At 63.7% G+C, this 21,141-nt stretch carries 13 protein-coding genes; 1 reads left to right on the top strand and 12 read right to left on the bottom strand.

Features of this window, described 5'->3' with window-relative positions:
* Nucleotides 1-70: 70 nt before the first annotated feature.
* The 7 genes from B4L76_RS12325 to pip all read right to left on the bottom strand — a co-directional run bounded on the left by B4L76_RS12325 (nt 71) and on the right by pip (nt 8,805).
* Nucleotides 71-805: an amino acid ABC transporter ATP-binding protein gene (locus B4L76_RS12325; RefSeq protein ID WP_296232823.1), complete on the bottom strand. Its 735-nt coding sequence runs from the start codon at nt 803-805 to the stop codon at nt 71-73.
* Entirely contained in the window at nt 798-1,760 is a 963-nt protein-coding gene (locus tag B4L76_RS12320; RefSeq protein WP_296232798.1) for an amino acid ABC transporter permease, read from the bottom strand. The genes B4L76_RS12325 and B4L76_RS12320 overlap by 8 nt, the downstream gene beginning before the upstream one ends.
* Before the next feature lie 79 nt (nt 1,761-1,839).
* Complete coding sequence (locus B4L76_RS12315; protein WP_296232821.1) at nt 1,840-2,637, bottom strand: transporter substrate-binding domain-containing protein; 798 nt, start codon at nt 2,635-2,637, stop codon at nt 1,840-1,842.
* Nucleotides 2,638-2,848: 211 nt separating this feature from the next.
* Nucleotides 2,849-5,422 carry a glucans biosynthesis glucosyltransferase MdoH gene (gene mdoH / locus B4L76_RS12310; protein WP_296232796.1) on the bottom strand — a complete coding sequence of 858 codons (2,574 nt, stop codon included), beginning with the start codon at nt 5,420-5,422 and terminating at the stop codon, nt 2,849-2,851.
* Nucleotides 5,415-7,136 (bottom strand): glucan biosynthesis protein G, encoded by a 1,722-nt coding sequence (locus B4L76_RS12305; protein WP_296232795.1) that lies wholly within the window; start codon nt 7,134-7,136, stop codon nt 5,415-5,417. Before B4L76_RS12305 ends, mdoH begins: the two co-directional genes overlap by 8 nt.
* Nucleotides 7,137-7,399: 263 nt before the next feature.
* Entirely contained in the window at nt 7,400-7,837 is a 438-nt protein-coding gene (gene dtd / locus B4L76_RS12300; RefSeq protein WP_296232794.1) for a D-aminoacyl-tRNA deacylase, read from the bottom strand.
* Nucleotides 7,834-8,805 (bottom strand): prolyl aminopeptidase, encoded by a 972-nt coding sequence (pip, locus tag B4L76_RS12295; protein ID WP_296232793.1) that lies wholly within the window; start codon nt 8,803-8,805, stop codon nt 7,834-7,836. The genes dtd and pip overlap by 4 nt, the downstream gene beginning before the upstream one ends.
* A 168-nt stretch (nt 8,806-8,973) precedes the next feature.
* On the opposite strand from pip, the gene B4L76_RS12290 reads away from it, so the two are divergent.
* Entirely contained in the window at nt 8,974-14,499 is a 5,526-nt protein-coding gene (locus B4L76_RS12290; protein ID WP_296232792.1) for a dermonecrotic toxin domain-containing protein, read from the top strand.
* A 58-nt stretch (nt 14,500-14,557) separates the two neighbouring features.
* Here the strand turns inward: B4L76_RS12290 and hutG are convergent, their stop codons facing one another.
* The 5 genes from hutG to B4L76_RS12265 form a co-directional block, all read right to left on the bottom strand.
* Entirely contained in the window at nt 14,558-15,361 is an 804-nt protein-coding gene (gene hutG, locus B4L76_RS12285; protein ID WP_296232791.1) for an N-formylglutamate deformylase, read from the bottom strand.
* Between the two features lie 10 nt (nt 15,362-15,371).
* Entirely contained in the window at nt 15,372-16,577 is a 1,206-nt protein-coding gene (hutI, locus tag B4L76_RS12280; RefSeq protein ID WP_296232789.1) for an imidazolonepropionase, read from the bottom strand.
* A 15-nt stretch (nt 16,578-16,592) separates the two neighbouring features.
* Nucleotides 16,593-17,996 carry an amino acid permease gene (locus B4L76_RS12275; RefSeq protein WP_296232788.1) on the bottom strand — a complete coding sequence of 468 codons (1,404 nt, stop codon included), beginning with the start codon at nt 17,994-17,996 and terminating at the stop codon, nt 16,593-16,595.
* Between the two features lie 64 nt (nt 17,997-18,060).
* Nucleotides 18,061-19,593 (bottom strand): histidine ammonia-lyase, encoded by a 1,533-nt coding sequence (hutH, locus tag B4L76_RS12270; protein ID WP_296232786.1) that lies wholly within the window; start codon nt 19,591-19,593, stop codon nt 18,061-18,063.
* Between the two features lie 21 nt (nt 19,594-19,614).
* Complete coding sequence (locus B4L76_RS12265; protein WP_296232785.1) at nt 19,615-21,138, bottom strand: HAL/PAL/TAL family ammonia-lyase; 1,524 nt, start codon at nt 21,136-21,138, stop codon at nt 19,615-19,617.
* Nucleotides 21,139-21,141 lie beyond the last annotated feature (3 nt).

Raw genomic sequence — 21,141 nt, 5'->3', positions numbered from 1 at the left:
CTGCCGAGGAACGCGGCCTGTTGCAGGAGCGGCCTTGTGTCGCGAAAGGGGCGCTAAGCGCCGCCCGTGGTTACAGCACCTGACGCAGGAAGGCCTGTGCCCGCGGGTCCTTCGGCGCAGCGAAGAACGCCGCTGGCGCCGCGTCCTCCAGCAACTTGCCATGGTCGAAGAAAAGCACGCGGTCCGCCACTTCGCGGGCAAAGCCCATCTCATGGGTTACGCAGACCATGGTCATACCCTCCTGAGCGAGGGTCTTCATCACGTCCAGCACCTCGCCGACCATTTCCGGGTCCAGCGCCGAAGTCGGCTCGTCGAACAACATCACTTTCGGGTCCATGGCCAGGGCGCGGGCGATCGCCACCCGCTGCTGCTGCCCGCCGGACAGGCGTGACGGGTATTCGTTGGCCTTCTGCGCAATGCCGACCTTCTCCAGCAGTGCCCGGGCCTTGGCCTCGCGCTCGGCCTTGTTGCGCTTGCGCACGACTTTCTGCGCCAGGCACAGGTTTTCCAGCACGGTCATGTGCGGAAACAGGTTGAAGTGCTGGAACACCATGCCGACTTCGCGGCGGTAGGCGTTGATGTCGGTCTTCGGGTCGGCCAGTTGCAGGCCATCGATGGCCACATGGCCTTCGTCGAAATGCTCCAGGCCGTTGAGGCAGCGCAGGAAGGTCGACTTGCCCGACCCCGACGGGCCGAGCACCACCACCACTTCGCCCTTGGCAACCTGGGTGGTGACGTTATCCACAGCACGTACCACGTGGCCACGGGTGTCGAAGACTTTCAGCAGGTCACGGACTTCAATCACTTTGCGCAAGCCTCCGCTCGAGCCGGCTGGCCAGGTGCGACAGCGGCAGGTTGATCAGCAGGTACAGACCTGCCACGCAGAACCAGATCTCGAAAGTCGAGAACGAGGTGGTGATGGCCTCGCGGCCGCTCTTGGTCAGTTCGGTGATGGCGATCACCGACACTAGCGAGGTGTCCTTGACCAGGCTGATGAACTGCCCGGCCAGAGGCGGCAGCACACGCTTGAACGCCTGCGGCAGGATCACATGACGCATCGACTGGCCCGCGTTCAGGCCTAGCGAGCGCGCGGCTTCGTTCTGGCCCTTGGCGATGGATTGCACACCGGCACGCACGATCTCGGCCACATAGGCGCCTGTGAACAGCGCCAGCGCGGCGACCCCGGCAAACTCGCGGGACAGGTTGAGCACCGTGCCGATGAAGAAGTAGAAGATGAAGATCTGCACCAGCAGCGGGGTACCGCGCACCAGTTCGACATACACCATCGACAGGTCACGCAAGGTCGGGTTGCTGGACAGGCGGCAGAGGCCGGCGAACAGGCCGATCACCAGGCCCAGGGCACCGGACACCACCGAAATCCACAGAGTGGTCCACAGGCCCCAGGCCAGCGGGCCGGCGGCCCAGTGGCGGGTAACACCGATCTGGTCACCTTCCGCGACATCATCGCCACGGGCCAGCTGCAGGCTGTCCTTGGCCACGTCGAGCACCTGCTCGTCGCCGTTCTCGTCCTTCAGCGTGACGCGGGCGTTATCGCCGGAAATGACGATTTCCTGCACCGTACCGTAACCGGCGGCACGCTGTGCTTCCTCGGCCTTGTAGGCGAAGTACTGCGGGACACGGTTCCAGCGCCATTCGTAGGAAATCATCGAGGTGGCCAGGTACAGGCTGAACGCCAGGCCCACCAGAACCAGGGCGGTCAGCCCATGCCAAGGCCACTGGGCTTTCTTGTGTTTGATCACGTGGGGTACTTCCGTAAATGCGAACGCGCAGGGTTTGCCTGCGCGTCGGGGTCATAAAGCCGGGCTTGTGGCCTGGGCCTTACTCCATTTCCTTCAGCCAGTCCTTGTTCTTGAACCACTTGTCGTGAATACGATCATAGGTCCCGTCATGCTTGATCTGGTGCAGGAAATTGTTGATGAAGTTGATGCTGTCGTAGTCGCCTTTCTTCAGGCCGAAGGCCAGCGGCTCGTAGGTGAAGGGTTCTTCGAGGAACAGCAGCTTGCCGGCACCGGCCTTCTCCACTGCCACGACGTTGTAAGGCGCGTCATAGACGAAGGCATCGGCCTTGCCGTTGACCACGTCCATCACCGCTTCCTGCTCATTGTCGTAGCCATGGTAATTGGCTTTGCCGATCAGCTTCTTGGCAACCATCTCACCGGTAGTACCCAGCTTGGAAGTCAGGCGGTACTTCTCGTTGTTGAGGTCCTTGTACGACTTGATCTCGCCCGCCAGCTCCTTGCGGATCAGCAGGGTCTGGCCGACCACGATGAAGGGTTCGCTGAAGTTCAGGCGCAGGTTGCGCTCCTGGGTCAGGGTCATGCCGCTGCCGATCATGTCGAACTTGTCGGTCAGCAGGGCCGGGATGATGCCGTCATAGGCGGTGGACACCGGCTCGAACTTGACGCCCATGGACTTGGCCATGGCCTTGAGGATATCGACTTCGAAGCCGATGATCTCGCCACGCTTGTTGGTCATCTGGAACGGCATGTAGGTCGGGTCCATACCCACCCGCAGGGTGCCGCGCTTGACCGCGTCATCGATGGCTCCGGCCTGGGCCGCAGTCACGGCGACCAGGGCGGTGACACCGACCAGCAGTCGCGAAAGGTATTTCTTGATCATCACCAGGTCCCCTAGCAAGAAAAGTAGCGAATCTTATTGTTGGCACGGCCGTACTGGCCGATGCGGCATGTCGGAGAGGGATGCTAACGCATGGCGGCTCTCGGACCTAGAGCCGGCGGGGACTTTGTTGGCCAAAAAAACATCGCGGATAAATCCGCTCCTACAGGGGTAGCCCCGCAGCAGCGGATTTATCCGCGATCGGGATGAATCAGGCGCCGACGAGTGCCGGCTGGCCTTCATTCTCCGGATGCAGCGGCAACAGTGGCGAATGCGGGTCGTTCTTTATCGACGCACGCCACACATCGATCCATGCCGCGTTGTGCTCGGCCCACACCTGTTCGTGCAGGCGGCTCAGTGCCACAGGGTCGCTGAGCAGGGCCAGGCGGGTATTGAGATCCAGCCCCTTTGGCCCGACCTCCATCGCCTTGGCCACACGCTCGACACGCAGCGCCTCGATCGGCGCCGCCTGGCCGTGGCGGGCAGTGGCCATGGCGCAGGCCAGGGCGTTCTGCCGCGGGTCGACCACTGCGCGCACGAAGCCGTCATGCAGGGCATGCCAGCGGTTTTCGTGGGTGTACTGGTCAGTGGCCAGCAGCTCCTGCGGCGTGGCGTACTCCTCGGGAATGAGGAACAGCTTTTCGTCCTTGGCCGCCAGCCCCAGGCGGGTGCGGCTGGAAATCACCGAAACCGGGATCGACAGCACCAGCGAACCGACGATTGGCGCCAGCCACCACAGGAAGCTCGGGTTAAGCCAGGCCACCAGCGCCGCCCAGGCAATACCCAGCAGGGTCTGCGGACCGTGGCGGCGCACGGCTTCGCTCCAGGGCGTGGAGTCGTCGTCACGCTGCGGCGAGTTCCAGGTCGCTGCCCAGCCGAGGAATGCAGCCAGCACGAAGCGGGTGTGGAAGATCATGCGCACCGGCGCCAGCAACATGGAGAACAGCATCTCCATCAGCATCGACAAGGTGACCTTGATCCGCCCACCGAACTCGGTCGCACCCTTGGCCCAGATCAGGATGACGCTGAGCAGCTTGGGCAGGAACAGCAGCACGATGGTGGTGGAGAACAGCGCCACGGCCTTCTCCGGGTGCCACTGCGGCCACAGCGGGTAGAGCTGGTACGGCTCGATGAAGTACTGCGGCTCCATCAACGTGTTGGTCGCCAGCAGCGCGGTCGACAGCACCAGGAACAGGAACCACAACGGCGCCGACAGATACGACATCACCCCGGTCAGAAACACCGCGCGGTGCACCGGGTGCATGCCCTTGACCAGGAACAGGCGGAAGTTCATCAGGTTGCCATGGCACCAGCGGCGGTCGCGCTTGAGTTCGTCGAGCAGGTTCGGCGGCAATTCCTCATAGCTGCCCGGCAGGTCGTAGGCGATCCACACGCCCCAGCCGGCGCGGCGCATCAGTGCGGCCTCGACGAAGTCGTGGGACAGGATCGCCCCGGCGAACGCGCCCTTGCCCGGCAACGGCGCCAGGGCGCAGTGTTCGATGAACGGCTTCATGCGGATGATCGCGTTGTGGCCCCAGTAGTGCGACTCGCCCAGCTGCCAGAAGTGCAGGCCGGCGGTGAACAGCGGGCCGTACACGCGGGTGGCGAACTGCTGCAGGCGCGCATACAGGGTATCCATGCCCGAGGCCTTCGGCCCGGTCTGGATGATGCCGGCGTCCGGGTTGGCCTCCATCAGGCGCACCAGGCTGCTCAAGCACTCGCCGCTCATGACGCTGTCGGCGTCGAGCACGACCATGTACTTGTACTCGCCACCCCAACGACGGCAGAAGTCGTCGAGGTTGCCGCTCTTGCGCTTCACCCGGCGCCGGCGGCGACGGTAGAAGATGCGGCCGAAGCCTTTGGTTTCGCGGCACACGTCCAGCCAGGCCTGTTGCTCGGCCACGGCGATGTCGGTGTCGTTGGTGTCGCTGAGCACGAAGAAGTCGAAGCGATCGAGGTTGCCGCTGGCGGCTACCGACTCGAACGTTGCGCGCAGGCCGGCGAACACCCGCGGAACGTCTTCGTTGCAGATCGGCATCACCAGCGCGGTACGCGCCTCGGGCGCGATCGGCTCATTACCGGCGCTGCTGCCCGAGATCTTGTATTTGTCGCGCCCGGTGAGCAGCTCGAGGAAGCCCATCAGTGCGGTCCAGAAACCTGCCGACACCCAGCAGAACAGGATGCCGAAAAGAACCAGGATGGAGGTCTGCAAGGCGTACGGCCAGACCTGTACCACGGTGTCCCACAGTGGCTGGTTGATGACTTCGTCGAAGTCCACGAACGACCAGCCCTGGTAAGGCAGGATACCCTTCATGTACCAGCCGGCGACGATGGTCTGGCCGATCATCAGCGCCAGCAGGATGTAACGGCGGATCGAGCCGACCGTGCGCCAGCGGGCCGGCGGCAGCTCTCGCTTGGGCGGCTGCGGCGCATTGGCACGGCCGGTCATGCGTCGCCACATGCGGATCAGGACGTTGGTGCGCCATGGCTCGGGCACGACCTTGGTGCGCTTGATCGGCGGGGCGATCTTCAGGCACAGCCGACCGCTGCCGTCGACGCCGAGCATTTCGGCGTCTTCCAGCTCGGCGGCGCTGCCTACGGTCAGGCGCGGGCCCACCGAGGCCTGCACGGCCTCGGCAGAGCTGGCGGCCGGGTTGGCCGCCAGGCGTTGGTGCAGCTCACTGAAGGACGTGCAACTGGCGAGTTCCGCCCGTTGCTCATCGCTCAGTGGTAGGTGGGCCAGATATTCGCGTAGCGATTCCGGCCTTGCGCTTGAGTTACTCATCGGCAGGCAACTGATAGCTCCAGGTCTCGGTCAGCACCTTCTCGGTGGTGGCCGGGGCCCCGTTGGTGGGTGCCGCATCGGCGGCAGGTTGTTCGGCCTTGGCGGCTTTGTCGGCCTTGGCATGCTTGGCTGCAGCCTTGTCCTGCTTGGCATCGGCGGCAGGCTTGGCGGTTTCGACTGGCACGTCACGCACCAGCGCGGCGCGCATTTCGGTCGATTTGTTGGCTTCCTTGACCTTCAGGCGCAGCGTGAGGCGCCAGCCCTTGGTCTCAGGGTTATAGCGCAAGTTGTTCTCCACCACCTCGGCGTTGTCGCCGACGCTGATCTGGCTGCGCACGGCGGTGTCTTCCGGCAAGGCCGCCAGCGTCGGGCCGGCGAAGTCGACCAGGAATGCAACGCTGCCGTCAGGCTGGCGGATCAGGTTGGATTGCTTGACGTCACCGGTGGAACGCAGGGTCTGCTTGACCCAGCCCAGCTCAGGCGCCTGGAACTTCGGCTCGTCGATGGTCCAGTGCAAACGGTAGGCATACTCGAACGGCTTGCCTGGCTCAGGCAGTTTTTCCGGGCTCCAGAACGCCACGATGTTGTCATTGGTCTCGTCGGCAGTCGGGATTTCGACCAGGTCGACGGTGCCCTTGCCCCAGTCACCCTTCGGCTCGATCCAGGCGCTCGGGCGCTTCTGGTAGTTGTCGTCGAGGTCTTCGTAGTCACTGAATGCGCGCTGGCGCTGCATCAGGCCGAAGCCACGCGGGTTTTCGACGCTGAAGTTGCTGACGGCCAGGTGTTTCGGGTTGTTCAGCGGACGCCACAGCCACTCGCCGTTACCCGCATGGATCGACAGGCCTTCGGAGTCGTGCAGGGCCGGGCGATAGTTGAGGATCTTGGACGGCTGGTTGGGGCCAAACAGGTACATACTGGTCAACGGGGCGATGCCCAGGCGGCTGACGTGGTCACGCAGGAACACGCGGGACTGCACATCGACCACCGTGTCGTTGCCCGGACGCAGGGTCAGCTTGTAGGCGCCAGTGGAACGTGGCGAGTCCAGCAGTGCGTAGATCACCAGGTGCTTGTCGGCCGGCTTGGGCTTCTCGACCCAGAACTCGGTGAAGCGCGGGAATTCCTCACCCGACGGCAGCGCCGTGTCGATGGCCAGGCCACGGGCCGACAGGCCGTACACGTGGCCCTTGCCGACCACACGGAAATAGCTGGCGCCAAGCAGGGTCATGATCTCGTCCTGCTTGTCGGCCTTGTTGATCGGGTACAGCACGCGGAAACCGGCGTAACCCAGGTTCTTGGTGGTTTCCGGGTCGTGCGGCACGTCACCGAACTCGAAGCGGCTCGGGTCGTACTTGATTTCCTCGACCTTGGTGGCGGTGACCTGGTTGATCTTCACCGGTGTGTCGAAGTGCATGCCCTGGTGATAGAACGACAGCTTGAACGGGGTCTTGTCCTTGGCCCATTCGGCCTTTTCCTGCAGGAAATGGATCTTCTGGTAGTCCGCGAACTTCATGTCGCGGAACACCGCCGGCAGATTGCTTTTCGGTGCTTCGTACTTCTGGCCGGCCAGATCCTTTGCCTTGGCTGCAACATCGTCAAGATTGAATGCCCACAGCTGGCCCGCGCTCATCAGGCCGACCACTGCCACGCCGGCCATCAAGGCCTTGCGTAACCGAACACCGGGGATTCTTGATGCATTTTGGGGACTAACAATCACGAGCAACCCTCGCCGAAAACAGATCATGAAACCAACGGCCAGCGACAAATGCCGGGTTGGCGAGCACTGTTCGGACCCCGTGAGGGCGTAATGATTCCCCAAACGGATCCAGACAATGCTCGAGTCAGAGTGAAACGAACCTGCGAACGCAGGTCCATGCAGCGCGCGATTATCCAGCAGGTCGCGTTACAACGCATCAGGCTGGAACAACTATTTATCGTACAAAACCCCTTGTTTTCCTGTGAACACGGGGTTTTTCGACCTCATATTTGTAACATAAATGTTACGGGGCCATCATTGACCAGATGCACCTGCATATCCGCGCCGAATTGCCCACTCGCGACGTCCCCATGCAAGGCCTTCGCCTGCTGCAGAAGATAGTCGAACAATTCGGCGCCAAGGGCCGGTGGTGCCGCCGTCGAGAAGCTCGGGCGCATGCCATTGCGGGTGTCCGCTGCCAGGGTGAATTGGGAAACCAGCAACAGCCCGCCGCCAACATCCTTCAGCGACAGGTTCATCTTGCCCTGCTCATCGCTGAACACCCGGTAGTTCAACAGTTTGTGCAACAGCTTGTCGGCCTGTTCACGTGAATCTCCAGGTTCGACCGCCACCAGCACCAGCAACCCCCGGTCAATGGCGCCGACGACTTCCCCGGCCACTTCTACCCGTGCGCCACGCACACGCTGTAGCAGGCCCTTCATGCTTCTTCCAGGGGCAGGTCGAGCAAGCGCCGAGCCATCTGGTCGGCAGCACGCACCAGGGCATCGGTGATACCAGGCTCGGAGGCCGCGTGGCCGGCGTCGCGGATCACCTTCAGCTCACTGTTCGGCCAGGCTTGATGCAGCGCCCAGGCGTTGTCCAGCGGGCAGATCACGTCGTAACGACCGTGCACGATCACCGCCGGCAGGTGGGCGATCTTCGGCATGTCGCGGATCAGCTGATCCGGCTCGAGGAAGGCATTGTTCATGAAGTAGTGGCATTCGATACGGGCAATCGACAAGGCGCGTTGCGGCTCGGAGAAGCGGTCGACCACCAGCGGGTTGGGCCGCAGGGTGGCAGTGCGGCCTTCCCAGGTCGACCAGGCCTTGGCGGCATGCATCTGGGCGATCTGGTCGTTGCCGGTCAGGCGCTTGTGGAAAGCCGCGACCAGGTCGCCACGTTCTTCCGGCGGGATAGGCGCGATGTAGTCCTGCCAGTAGTCGGGGAACAGGCGGCTGGCGCCCTCCTGGTAGAACCAGTGAATTTCCTGGGGACGGCACAGGAAGATGCCGCGCAGGATCAGGCCGTGCACCCGCTCGGGGTGTTTCTGGGCGTAGGCCAGGGCCAGGGTCGAACCCCACGAGCCGCCGAACAGCACCCATTTGTCTATCCCAAGGTGCTCGCGGATACGCTCCAGGTCCTCGACCAGATGCCAGGTGGTGTTGTTCTCCAGGCTCGCGTGCGGCGTGGAGCGGCCGCAGCCGCGCTGGTCGAAGGTGATGATGCGGTACAGCGTGGGGTCGAAGTAGCAGCGGCTCTGGGCGTCGCAGCCGGCCCCCGGGCCACCGTGGATGAACACCACCGGCAGACCTTCTGGCGAGCCGCTTTCGTCGACATACAGCACATGCGGCGCTTCCACGGCCAGATCGTGCCGGGCGTAGGGTTTGATCTGCGGGTACAGGGTCTGCATTGCGCACTCCGTGTGAGGATTATTCGGCCGTGGGCCATCATAAACCTGAATTGCGCTTTCAGCACCGTCCTCTCTGACACGTCCGCCGCGCAGCGCCAGACATATCTACCTCCCACAGGCCAGGCCCCCCGCTGATAGTCCCTTGCCCTATCATGCGAGGCCGCCAACATGCCAAACCCAGCGCTTTCCCAGCCTGGCGCTCATTACGCCACCATCGAACGCAAGATCCCCGCCTGGCTCAAGCTTGCCCCGCCCGAAACCCATCGTGCGATGCGCAACTGGCAGCAGGCCCCCGCCTGGCTGTCGGCAGCCATCCAGCAGCAACCGGAAGTCGCCAGGGCCTGGCAAAAAGAACATGCACGGCACCGCGAGCACCAGGCGCAGGTGCACAAACTGTTCGAGCAGCTACCTGACCTGGAAACCTACGCCAGCGAAATGCTGACCGAGGCGATCAGGCAGCGCTTCGGGCTTGACCTGGACGTGCGCAACACCTACCTGGTCGATGCCCGCCTGATCGATAGCCGTAACGCGATAGACAGCCGTCAGGCGATCGATCGGGCCACCCGTTCGCTGCTGCACTGCGCGCTGCACAACTTCGACCAGGCCGCCGCTGCGGAGCACGGCATGGATGCGCCTGATGCCTTGCTGAAGAAGTCAGTCATCCTCGATCACCGCCGCTTCATGGGCACGGTGCCGATCACCAATACGGTAGACCTCACCGCCGAAGCGTTTGCCGACTTGTGTCGCACGCTGGATATCGGCGGCAAGTACCATGAGCAGGTGCATGCCATCTACTACCCGACGGGCATGCCGCGAGCAGACGCCGACCAAGCCGCACTGGCCATCTATGAAACCTTGGGGCGGGCCGAGGTTTCGGCGTTCAGGCAAACGCTGCATTTCGCCCGGCTCAAGGGGGACATCAGCGAAACGCTGTACGCCGCCGCCCTTGCCGCGCCACTTGACCAGGCGCCATCGGCCAACTCGACAGTAACGTTCAGCTTGCTCGATTTGTGGGAGGCGGAACTGACCGGCGTCGTGCTCCTCACGCTGCAGGCAGCCGATCGCCAGGCCGTGGCCCTGTATATCCCGCAAGACAGTACGCGACCCCTGAAGGAGTTCACCAGCCAGGAAGCCTTGCTGGCCGAGCTCGGCGAAAGGTTGCAGGCCGATATCCACTACCTGGACAAACACATCTGCGACCGTGACAAACCGTCCGTTATCGCCCGCCTCAAGGACCGACTCACACCACTGAGCTGGAGTACCCGAGGGATCCGAGAGCCTGTTGCGGACCTGCATGCCACCCTGAATCCGGTCACAAAGCCCTTCGGCCATGCATTCCAGGGCGTCATGGCTTTCCAGAAAGCCCAGCGCCATGAAAAGGATGTGCTGTTCCATGCCGTGCCAACCGAGATCGTCGACCGACGCACAGCGCAGGCGCACCGGGAGCTGGTAGCGGGGCGTGTGTTGACCGCCTTGAACATCGCCGGGTTCTTCGTACCCGGGCTGGGTGAGGCGATGCTGGCCGTGTGCGTGACCCAACTGGCCTGCGAGGTGTATGACGGCATCGAGGCCTGGCAAAACGACGAACGCGACATCGCCTTTGGTTACCTGGTCGATGTAGTCGAAAACGTAGCGCTCATGACGGCGCTCAACGCGGCAGCCAAAGCCTTGAAGGGCGCAAAGGGCGGTGAGGCCGGCGCGGCCGTGGAAGAGCAGGCGATCGGTGACAGCGATGATGAAGAGCCAGAAATAGAGCGTATTCCGGTGGAAACGCCTTCATTCATCGAGGAACTGGAAGAGGTGGAAACAGCCGATGGCCAGGCTCGCCTGTGGAAACCCGACCTGGCACCCTATCGGAGCACCGAGAGACTACCCGAAGGCATCGAAGCAGACGCGCTCGGCCTGCGCCAGCACAACGGCAGGCGCTGGTTGGTTCTGCAAGGCGACCAGTACGTCGTCGAGCAGTCCGCGGCAACCGGCGAGTATCGCCTGCAACACCCGCAAAACCCCCGCCGTTATCAACCACCGTTGCGGCACAATGGTGCCGGGGCCTGGCTGCTCAGCACGGATCGACCACTGAGTTGGTCAGGCATGCAGCTGTTGCGCCGTATCGGCCACCTGAACGCGCATTTCGACGAGACGACGCTGCAACGCATCGTGGCCCTCAGCGGCAGCGACGAAAACCAATTGCGCCGGGCCTTGGCGAACAACCAGCGGCTGCCAGCCTTGCTCGAAGACACCCTGCAACGCTTCAGACTGGACGACAGCCTCCGCCAGCTACCTGACACCAGCACTCGCTCTGTCGAATTTCACAGGGCTTACACCGCCTTGCCGATCGCACTGGCACCGGGCGCCGAAGCCCTCCAGCGGGTGTATCCACAACTGCCGGCAGTGGTTGCCAACGAACTGGCCCGCGCCGCCAGTAGCAGCGAACTGCAGATGCTTGGCAACGGCAAGGTGCCCATGCGCCTGAGCGAAGAAATCCGCATCTACCGGCAGCAGATCCGCCTTACCCGCGCCTACGAAGGGCTGTACCTGTCGTGCGTGCCGAACTGGGATAGCGACCGGTTGATCGTGCACACCCTGGCGCAGCTACCGGGCTGGCCTGCCGAAACCCGGATACGCCTGCTGCAGCGCATGTCGTGGCCGGCCGAGGACTATGAGCTGGGCCCGCTGGAGGGGCGCCCGTACAACACCATTACCCACGCCAAGGCAGGCTACATCGTTCACGACGATGGCCAGCCGGGTGCAGCCATCAACCTCTACCCGAACCTTTACGCCGCCTTGTACAAGGCGCTGCCGGCAGTCATGAAAGAAATGGATATCGCCGACCAGCAGGCGCTCGAGCACCTGGTACAGGAAAGCCCATTGCTACCCCGCCCGGCACTGAGGGCGCTTCTGCGCATGCAGCCGGTGCGCCCCGGCTACCGCTCGCCCATGCGCCTGGCAGATGGCCGCCTGGGCTACCCGCTCAGTGGCGGCGGCGCAGCCGCACCAGGCGTTACCCGCCAGCGCCTGCTCGAAGCGGTCGAAGCCACAGGGCTGGCCACAGGTACCGGGCGCTCGGCGGACCAGGTGCTGCTGACGCTTTCCAGCACCGGCCGCTCGCCACAGCAGATCCTCGGACATTTGCAGGTATTGCTGGAGCAGCGCAATGAACTGCTGAGCCGCCTGGAAGACTGGAGCGAAGCCATTACACCGACAAACGACCAGGCCGCACGCGACTACGACAGCCTGCGTGAATCGATCCTGCAACACTGGTACGACGTCGCGCTGGATGAAGGCGCCGGGCAGAACACCGAACTACGCATTACCCGCGTCCCTCTGGCCGATGTCCCATTGACGCTGCCCGACTTCTTCACTGCCCGCGTGCGCAGGCTGAGCCTGGTCGACCTGCCATCAGGAACCCTGGCAGGTTGGGCACAGAACGAGCGCTTGCTGCAACGCCTGCTGAGCCAGATGCCACAGATCGAGTCACTGGAAATCAGCCGAGCTTATGACCCCAGGGCAACGCCCTCCTCCTTCATGTTCAGCATTCCTACCATCACCGCAAGCTTGCCCGGCCTGCAGCGGCTGGCGTTGACCAACCAGAACATCGCGCTATCCGACAGCGACCTGAACCTGTTGTCAGGCCTTGGCCAGTTGAGGTACCTGGACTTGAGCGGTAATCGGCTGGCGCAGAACAACAGCCCCAGTTTCCACGAGCTGACCCTGGACTACCTGGGCCTTAACCAGATGCAATTGTCCCAATGGCCGATCGGCATTGGCAGTGATGCCCTTGGCCGCATCGCCCACCTGTCCCTGCGCGACAACAACCTCAGGACCTTGCCATCGTTCCTGCTGCATGAAGCTGAAACCCTCACGGCCCCGCCGGTCATCTCGCTGCAGGGCAACAGCATCAATGAAAGCCATTTGCAGCGTTTGCTGTTGAATGAGCATGTCGACATGTCCGGGATCACCACGGACCAGCCCGCCGCGCTGGCCGAACAACTCACCCGGATCCGCAATGAGCGACAGCAGATGCGTGATGCAATCGATGGCTGGGCCCACGCCTCCAGTTCAAGCAACCCGCTCACCCAGGAAGCGTTGGCGGACCGGCAACGCATCGGCACCGCGATCAGTGAGTTCTGGCAACAGCAGGAGCGCGGGCAACAGTTCCTGCGCCTGCAACTCGAAGATGTGGCCATCGAGCATTTCCCCCGACGGCTTCCAGCGTTTTTCGGCGAGCGCGTACGGGCAATGACCCTGACCCGTTTGCGAGGCAGCGCTGCGCAGCTCGATGAGTTGCTGCGCCGCTTTCCCAATGTCACCCGGTTGACCATCGATGCTCATCAGGCAGCCACTCCGGAGCTGGCCTCCGCCCTGGCGCGCGTTCCCCGACTTACCTACCTGGAGTTCCGCAACATGGGCCTGGAAATCGACCAGTCCGTGCTCGAGATTTTCGCGGGGTTGGAGCATCTCAGCTCGATCGACCTTTCCGGCAACCGTGTGGGCATCATCAACCGGGTGCCCGCACAGCTGTCCCGCAACCTGCAGACACTGTCGCTGAGCAACATGAACCTGCAGACCTGGCCAAGCTGGTGCGACAGCCTGCTGCCCCTCGAGCTGCTGGACCTGAGTTCGAACAATATCAGCCAGTTGCCCGAGCACATCCTGACGACCCTGAACGATCCGATGCCGATCTCATCCATCGCGCTTTTCGATAACCCACTACCACTCGATACCATCCTGCGCGTGCGGGCATTCTCGGACAGCCAACACAGCTACTCCTTCGCCCTGGATATCCCCGGCAACCTGCTGCTTGTCGACTCCTCGAGCGAAGGCTCCCTCGATCACCCTCACTTCCCGCTGCTCGGCGACGATACACCCAGGCTCGAAGACTGGATGCTCGGCAACGCGGCGCAGAACGAGGCCTTGCAAGACTGCTGGGAACAACTCGAAGGCAGTGACCTGTTACGCCTGGTAGGCCGTTTGCACAATGCGGCCCCATACGTCGACCCAAACACGCGCACCACCTTCTGCGAGCGGGTACGACTGATGCTGGTTGTGGCTGCGAGCAACGAAACCGAACGCCCGGTCATGGAAGGCATCGCCGCGGCAGCATTGCCCGACCCGGAAACCGGCTCGCAAACCTGCCATGATGGCGCGCTGCAAGAATTCAACAACATCGAACTGTACCTGATGAGCCAGCGCCTGCTGACAGAGGCTGGCGATAGCCTGCAAGCCCTGCGTCGTCGCCTGTTGCAACTGTTCCGGATGGAACAGCTGGACTTGCTGGCCAACCAACGGTCCCGCCCGGGCGACCTGGTTTCGGTGCGCCTGGCCTACCGCCGCGGGCTGGCCAGGGAGCTGGACTTGCCGATCGCCGATAGCATGCGTTTTCGTGGCGCGGCAAACCTGGCGAGTGACGAACTCTCCAGCGTGCTGGAAAAGGTTCGCCAGAATGAACTGAGCGACGCGCTGGTGGATTTCATGCTGGCGAATGCCGACTGGACCGCACGCTTGCGAGCCGAGTTCAGCGAACGCTTCGCCGAAATCGAAGCCCGCTTCCGCCTGCGTGTGCTTGAACTGGCCAGCAAGGACCACGCACTTGAGCACGAGCTGAAACTGCAGCAGGGCCTGCAAGACGACAAGGAGCAAGAGGAACAGGAGTTATTGCGCGAACTTACTATCGCGCAAGTCAACACCAATTGACGCTTGCGGACGGGCGACGCGTATGCCTGCATCGCGTCGCCCCTTGCATGCTCGAACCTTATTGCCGGTATCGCGCCGCCCCCCATTCCAGCAGCGTCTGCAGAAGCTGCTTCAACACCTGTTGGGTCGGCCGCGCCAGGTCGTCACGGTAGACGAATGGCTCGACTTCCTCCATGTAGGTGCTTTGCGCCAGCTCCAGTTGTACCGCATGAATGTGCCTGGCCGGGTCACCGTAATGGCGGGTGATATGGCCGCCCTTGAAGCGTCCGTTGAGCACATGGCTGTAGCCTCGCGCTTGCCCACATACACCTACCAGCCGCTCGGCCAAGGCCGGGTCGCAACTGGCGCCGTTGAAGGTACCCAGGTTGAAGTCCGGTAGCTTGCCGTCGAACAGGTGCGGGATCCGCGAGCGGATCGAATGGGCGTCCCACAGCAGTGCGTAGCCGAACTGCTCACGCAGCCGGGCCAGTTCGTTGCGAATGGTGTCGTGGTAAGGCCGCCAGATCTGCTCCAGGTATCCCTTGCGCTGCTGGTCAGTCGGCGCCATACCGTCCTTGAACAACGGTTCGCCTTCGAACAGCGTGTCCGGGTACAGGCCGGTGGTAGCACCGGCGTACAGCGGCTTGTCGTCATCCGGGCGGTTCAGATCGATGACGAAGCGCGAATACTCCGCTGCCACCACACTGGCGCCCATCTCACGGGCAAAGTCATACAGCCGTGGAATATGCCAGTCGGTGTCCGGCAGGCTGCGTGCCTGTTCGACCAGGCCATCTCGTACCACCGGCGACAGTTTCAGGCCGGCATGCGGCATGCTGACCAGCAGCGGCAGCCGGCCCTGGTGGAAACTCAGTACCTTGTCCATCGTGCCCCTCTCAGTGGGTAATTTCGAGGCCCATGCGCACCACGCGCTTGGGTAGGTCACCGCCCAGCCAGTAGGCCAGGTCGGCAGGGCGTTCGATCTGCCAGGCGACGAAGTCGGCCACCTTGCCCACTTCCAGCGAGCCGTGGCTGTCGCCCAGGCCCAGCGCCGTGGCGGCGTGCAGGGTGACGCCGGCCAGGGCTTCCTCCGGGGTCATGCGGAAACAGGTGCAGCCCATGTTCAGCATCAGGCGCAACGACAGCCCCGGCGAAGTCCCCGGATTGAGGTCGCTGGCAAGCGCAATCCTGACCCCGTGGCGGCGCAGCGCGTCCATCGGCGGCAACTGGGTTTCGCGCAGGAAATAGAAGGCCCCTGGCAGCAACACAGCGACCGTGCCGGCCTTGGCCATGGCAATGGCATCTTCCTCGGTCATGAACTCCAGGTGGTCGGCCGACAGCGCCTGGTAGCGCGCCGCCAGGCTGGAACCATGCAACGACGACAACTGCTCGGCGTGCAGCTTGACCGGCAGGCCCAGCTCCTGCGCCTTGATGAACAGCCGCTCGACCTGGGCCGGGGAGAACGCCAGGTGTTCACAGAAAGCGTCTACCGCATCGACCAAACCTTCAGCGGCGAGGGCCGGCAGCATTTCGTCGCAGATGTGGGCAATGTAGTCATCGGCCCGACCGGCGTATTCCGGCGGCAATGCATGCGCCGCCAGGCAGGTGCTACGCACGGCCAGCGGCAGCTCGTCAGCCAGGCGCCGGGCAACGCGCAGCATCTTGCGTTCGTTGGCCAGGTCCAGGCCGTAGCCGGACTTGATCTCGATAGTGGTGACGCCATCGCGCATCAGCGCCTGGACCCGTTGGCGAGCACTGGCAAACAGTTCGTCTTCGCTGGCCGCGCGGGTCGCCCGCACGGTGCTGGCAATACCACCACCCTGAGCGGCGATTTCGGCATAGCTCACGCCCTGCAGGCGCTGCTCGAACTCGCCGCTACGGTTGCCGCCGAATACCGCGTGGGTATGGCAGTCGATCAGCCCCGGGGTGACCCATGCACCACCCAGGTCCACCGTGCGTTCAGCCTCGACCGTCGCCAGCTCGGCGCACGGGCCGAGCCATTCGATCAGCCCGTCACGGGTGACGATGGCCGCGTTCTCGATGGCCGAGTAACGGCCCTCGGCCATGGTTGCCACATGGCAGTTCTGCCATAGGGTTGTCATGCACAATCTCCTTTGCTAGCGGTGCAGCTCGGCCGGTTCCGCAGCCGGCTGGCCCTGCCCCGCGCGCGGCTTGCACCACAGCAGGTAGGACGCCACCAGGAATACCACCCACAGCACGCCGACGAGCAACGCTGCCTGTGTATCGGGGTAGTAACCGAGCACACCAAAGATGAATACCATGAACGCAATGGCCATGGCCGGGCCGTAAGGCCAGAACGGTACCGGGAATTGCAGTCGGGCCACCTGGTCGCGGCTCATGCCGCGGCGCATGGCCACTTGGGTAAGCAGGATCATCAGCCACACCCATACAGTGGCGAAAGTCGCAATCGAGGCGATCAGCAGGAACACGTTTTCCGGGATCAGATAGTTGAGCAGCACGCCGATCAGCAGTGCAGCGCCCATCACCAATACCGTCATCCACGGCACACCATGTTTCGACAGCTTGCCGAAGCCGCGCGGGGCGTGGCCTTGCTGGGCCAGGCCATACATCATGCGGCCTGCGCCGAAGATGTCGCTGTTGATGGCAGAGATCGCGGCGGAAATCACCACGATGTTCAGCACCGCGGCGGCAGAACCAATGCCCAGGTTGCTGAAGATTTGCACGAACGGGCTGCCCTGACTGCCGATTTGCGGCCATGGGTACAGGCACATCAGCACCAGCAGGGTGAGCACATAGAACAGCAGGATGCGCAACGGCACGGCGTTGATCGCCTTGGGGATCACGCGTTGCGGGTCCTTGGCCTCACCGGCGGTGACGCCGATGATCTCGATGCCGCCGAAGGCAAACATCACCACCGCAAAGGAGGCGATCAGCCCCCCCACGCCATTGGGCATGAAGCCGCCATGCTCGAACAGGTTGCCGATGCCCCCGGCCTGCGGGCTGCCTGCCTGGCTGAAGCCGAAGGCCATGATGCCGAGGCCGGCCAGGATCATCGCCACGATGGCACCGACCTTGAGCAGCGACAGCCAGAATTCCATTTCGCCAAATACCCTGACGTTGCACAAATTGAGGCCGCCGATCAGGAAAACGATGCCCAGCACCCAGACCCAGCGTGCCACTTCCGGGAACCAGAAGCCCATGTAGATACCGAATGCGGTGACGTCGGCAATGGCGACGATGACCATCTCGAAGGCGTAGGTCCAGCCAAGGATGAAGCCCGCCATGGGGCCCAGGTAGGTGCTGGCGTAGTGGCCGAACGAGCCGGCAACCGGGTTGTGCACGGCCATTTCACCGAGCGCGCGCATGACCATGAACACGGCGCCGCCACCGATCAGGTAGGCCAGCAACACGGCCGGGCCGGCCATCTGGATGGCCGAGGCAGAGCCGTAGAACAGGCCGGTGCCGATGGCGGAACCGAGGGCCATGAAACGGATATGGCGGGCTGACAGGCCGCGCTTGAGACCTTGAGCTTGTTGCATGTCACGTCCTTGAGTTGTTTTTGTGGTCGTGAGGTCGACGGGGCCGCTGTGCGGCCCCAGGGTATTACAGGCTTGGCAGCACCCCCGTCGGCAGCAGTCCGGTCAGGCAGCCCTTGGCCAACAGTTCCACGGCCTTTTCGATATCGGGCGCAAAGAAACGGTCGCGGTCGTAATGTGGCACCTCGCTGCGCAGCGCCTGGCGCGCCTGCTCCAGCTTGGCCGAGGTCTTCAGGCCCTTGCGCAGGTCAAGGCCCTGGCAGGCACCCAGCCATTCGATGGCCAGCACGCCGCGGGTGTTCTCGGCCATTTCCCAGAGACGTTTGCCGGCGGCGGGGGCCATCGATACGTGGTCTTCCTGGTTGGCCGAAGTCGGCAGGCTGTCGACACTGTGTGGGTGCGACAAGGCCTTGTTCTCGCTGGCCAGGGCCGCAGCGGTGACCTGGGCGATCATGAAGCCGGAGTTGACCCCGCCGTTTTCCACCAGGAACGGCGGCAGCTGGGACATGTGCTTGTCCATCATCAGCGAGATGCGGCGCTCGCTGAGCGAGCCGATTTCGGCGATGGCCAGGGCGATGTTGTCGGCGGCCATGGCCACCGGCTCGGCGTGGAAGTTACCGCCGGAAATGACGTCGCCCTCGGCGGCGAACACCAGTGGGTTGTCCGACACGGCGTTGGCCTCGATGCCCAGTACTTCGGCGGCCTGGCGCAACTGGGTCAGGCAGGCGCCCATGACCTGCGGCTGGCAGCGCAGCGAGTACGGGTCCTGAACCTTGTCGCAGTTCTTGTGCGACAGCGAGACTTCGCTGGAGTCGCCCAGCAGGTCACGGAAGCAGGCAGCGGTATCGATCTGGCCCCGCTGGCCACGCACTTCGTGGATACGCGCATCGAACGGCGAGCGCGAACCCAGTGCCGCTTCGACGCTCAGGCTGCCGCAGGCGATGGCCGCTGCATACAGGTCTTCGGCCTGGAACAGGCCACGCAGGGCATAGGCGGTGGAAGCCTGGGTACCGTTGAGCAGGGCCAGACCCTCCTTGGCGGCCAGGGTCAGCGGCTCGAGGCCGGCAACCGCCAGGGCTTCGGTGGCCGGCAGCCACTGACCCTGGTGGCGGGCCTTGCCTTCGCCGAGCAGTACCAGCGACATGTGCGCCAGCGGGGCGAGGTCGCCGGAGGCGCCCACCGAACCCTTGAGTGGAATGTGCGGGTAGACTTCGGCGTTGACCAGGGCGATCAGCGCGTCGATGACCTTGCGGCGGATGCCGGAGAAGCCGCGGCTGAGGCTGTTGATCTTCAGTACCATGATCAACCGGACCAGGTCATCGTCCAGCGGCGCGCCGACACCGGCGGCGTGAGACAGCACCAGCGAGCGCTGCAGGTTTTCCAGGTCGTGGCTGGCGATGCGGGTCGAGGCCAGCAGGCCGAAACCGGTGTTGATGCCATAGGCGGTGCGGTCTTCGGCAATGATCTGCTCGACGCAGGCAACACTGGCGTCGATGGCAGGCGCGGCGCTGGCATCCAGGCTCAGGTGCACTGGCGCCTGGTGGATACCGCGCAGCTGGGCCAGGGTCAGCTGGCCAGGAATGAGGTTCAGGGCTTCCATGTAAAGTCTCCTTTCTATTGTTCAGTGCGCGGCCGGCAGCACAGGCTGCGGCGCGAGCGAGGATTTCAACAGGGCCGCGGCGCGGGCGATGTCCGGCGCCAGCCAGCGGTCTTCCACGTACGCCGGCACCTGCTCACGCAGCAGGCGCCAGGCGGCATGGGTACCCACGCCGAAGCGCTGGCCATTGAAGAATTCGAAGGCCTGGGCGGCCAGCAGGTACTCGATGGCCAGGATCTGGAAACAGTTCTCCAGCACCTGGTGCAGCTTGAGCGCTGCATTGGTACCCAGGCTCAGATGGTCTTCCTGCAGCCCGGAAGTGACGTAGTTGTCGAGTACTGCCGGTTGCGCCAGTTGACGGTTCTGCGCGCACAGCGCGGCGGCCACATACTGGGCGATCATCATCCCTGAGTTGACCCCCGGGTTGCTGACCAGAAACGCCGGCAGGCCGCTGACCAGCGGGTTGACCAGGCGGTCCAGGCGACGCTCGGCGATCGCACCGATCTCGGCCATGGCAATCGCCAGCAGGTCGACCGCCAGGGCCACCGACTGGCCGTGCGGGTTGGCCTGGGAGACCACCCGGAAGTCGTCCGGCGTGCCCAGCAGCAGCGGGTTGTCGTTGGCGCCGTTGAGTTCGGCCTCGATCTGCTGCACCACATGCACCAGCTGGTCGCGGGCGGCGCCGTGCACCTGCGGGATCGAGCGGATGCTCAGGGCGTCCTGGGTACGGATGCCTTTGCTAGCAGCGATCACTTCGCTGTCGGCCAGCAGCGCTCGCAGGTTCGCGCCCACCACCTGCATGCCCGGGTGGGGCTTGAGGGCAATGATCTCGGGGTCGAAGGCGGCGATCTGGCCGCGCAGCGCTTCAAAGCTCATGGCGCCGATCACGTCGGCCCATTGCAGCAGCCGGCTGGCATCGTCCAGGGCCAGGCAGGCCAGCCCGGTCATGCACGGCGTGCCATTGACCAGACACAGGCCGTCCTTGGCGCCCAGCTGTACCGGTGCCAGGCCTTCATCGGCCAGGGCCTCGGCGGCATCGACAAGCTGCCCGCGGTAACTGACCTTGCCGATACCCAGCAGGCACACGCCAACATGGGCCATGTGGGTCAGATAGCCAACCGAACCCTGGGACGGCACCTGCGGGGTGATGCCGTGGTTGAGCAATGCCAGCAATGCCTCGACCACGCTGCGCTGGATACCGGACTTGCCATGGCTGTAGTTGCAGACGGCCGCGCAGATGATCGCCCGGGTCTGTTCATCGGCCAGCGCCGGGCCGACACCACAGGCGTGGCTGAGCAAGGTGTTGCGCGACAGCTGGCTGAGCTGCTCGCCCTGCAGCGAAACATTGCACAACGCGCCCAGCCCGGTGTTCACGCCATAGGCGCGCTCACCGCTGGCGACGATATGGCGGACAATCGCCTGGGCATTGTCGATGCGCGCCCAGACCTGCGGGGCCAGCTCTAGGCGCGCCCCTTGGCGGGCGACCGCGGCGATGTCCTGCCAGCGCAGTGCTGCGCCGCTGAGAGTGACCGTATCGACCTGCAACATGCT

This window comes from Pseudomonas sp. UBA4617, assembly GCF_002386445.1.
GTDB lineage: Bacteria > Pseudomonadota > Gammaproteobacteria > Pseudomonadales > Pseudomonadaceae > Aquipseudomonas.
Note: the sequence above shows the minus strand (reverse complement) of the source record. Positions and strands in the feature narration are given on the sequence as shown.

What these genes read in the sequence shown, in the direction of transcription:
- dtd (WP_296232794.1), bottom strand. Translation starts at nt 7,837, where the DNA reads ATGAAGGGCCTGCTACAGCGTGTGCGTGGCGCACGGGTAGAAGTGGCC.
- B4L76_RS12265 (WP_296232785.1), bottom strand. Translation starts at nt 21,138, where the DNA reads ATGTTGCAGGTCGATACGGTCACTCTCAGCGGCGCAGCACTGCGCTGG.
- hutG (WP_296232791.1), bottom strand. Translation starts at nt 15,361, where the DNA reads ATGGACAAGGTACTGAGTTTCCACCAGGGCCGGCTGCCGCTGCTGGTC.
- hutH (WP_296232786.1), bottom strand. Translation starts at nt 19,593, where the DNA reads ATGGAAGCCCTGAACCTCATTCCTGGCCAGCTGACCCTGGCCCAGCTG.
- pip (WP_296232793.1), bottom strand. Translation starts at nt 8,805, where the DNA reads ATGCAGACCCTGTACCCGCAGATCAAACCCTACGCCCGGCACGATCTG.
- hutI (WP_296232789.1), bottom strand. Translation starts at nt 16,577, where the DNA reads ATGACAACCCTATGGCAGAACTGCCATGTGGCAACCATGGCCGAGGGC.
- B4L76_RS12290 (WP_296232792.1), top strand. Translation starts at nt 8,974, where the DNA reads ATGCCAAACCCAGCGCTTTCCCAGCCTGGCGCTCATTACGCCACCATC.
- mdoH (WP_296232796.1), bottom strand. Translation starts at nt 5,422, where the DNA reads ATGAGTAACTCAAGCGCAAGGCCGGAATCGCTACGCGAATATCTGGCC.
- B4L76_RS12275 (WP_296232788.1), bottom strand. Translation starts at nt 17,996, where the DNA reads ATGCAACAAGCTCAAGGTCTCAAGCGCGGCCTGTCAGCCCGCCATATC.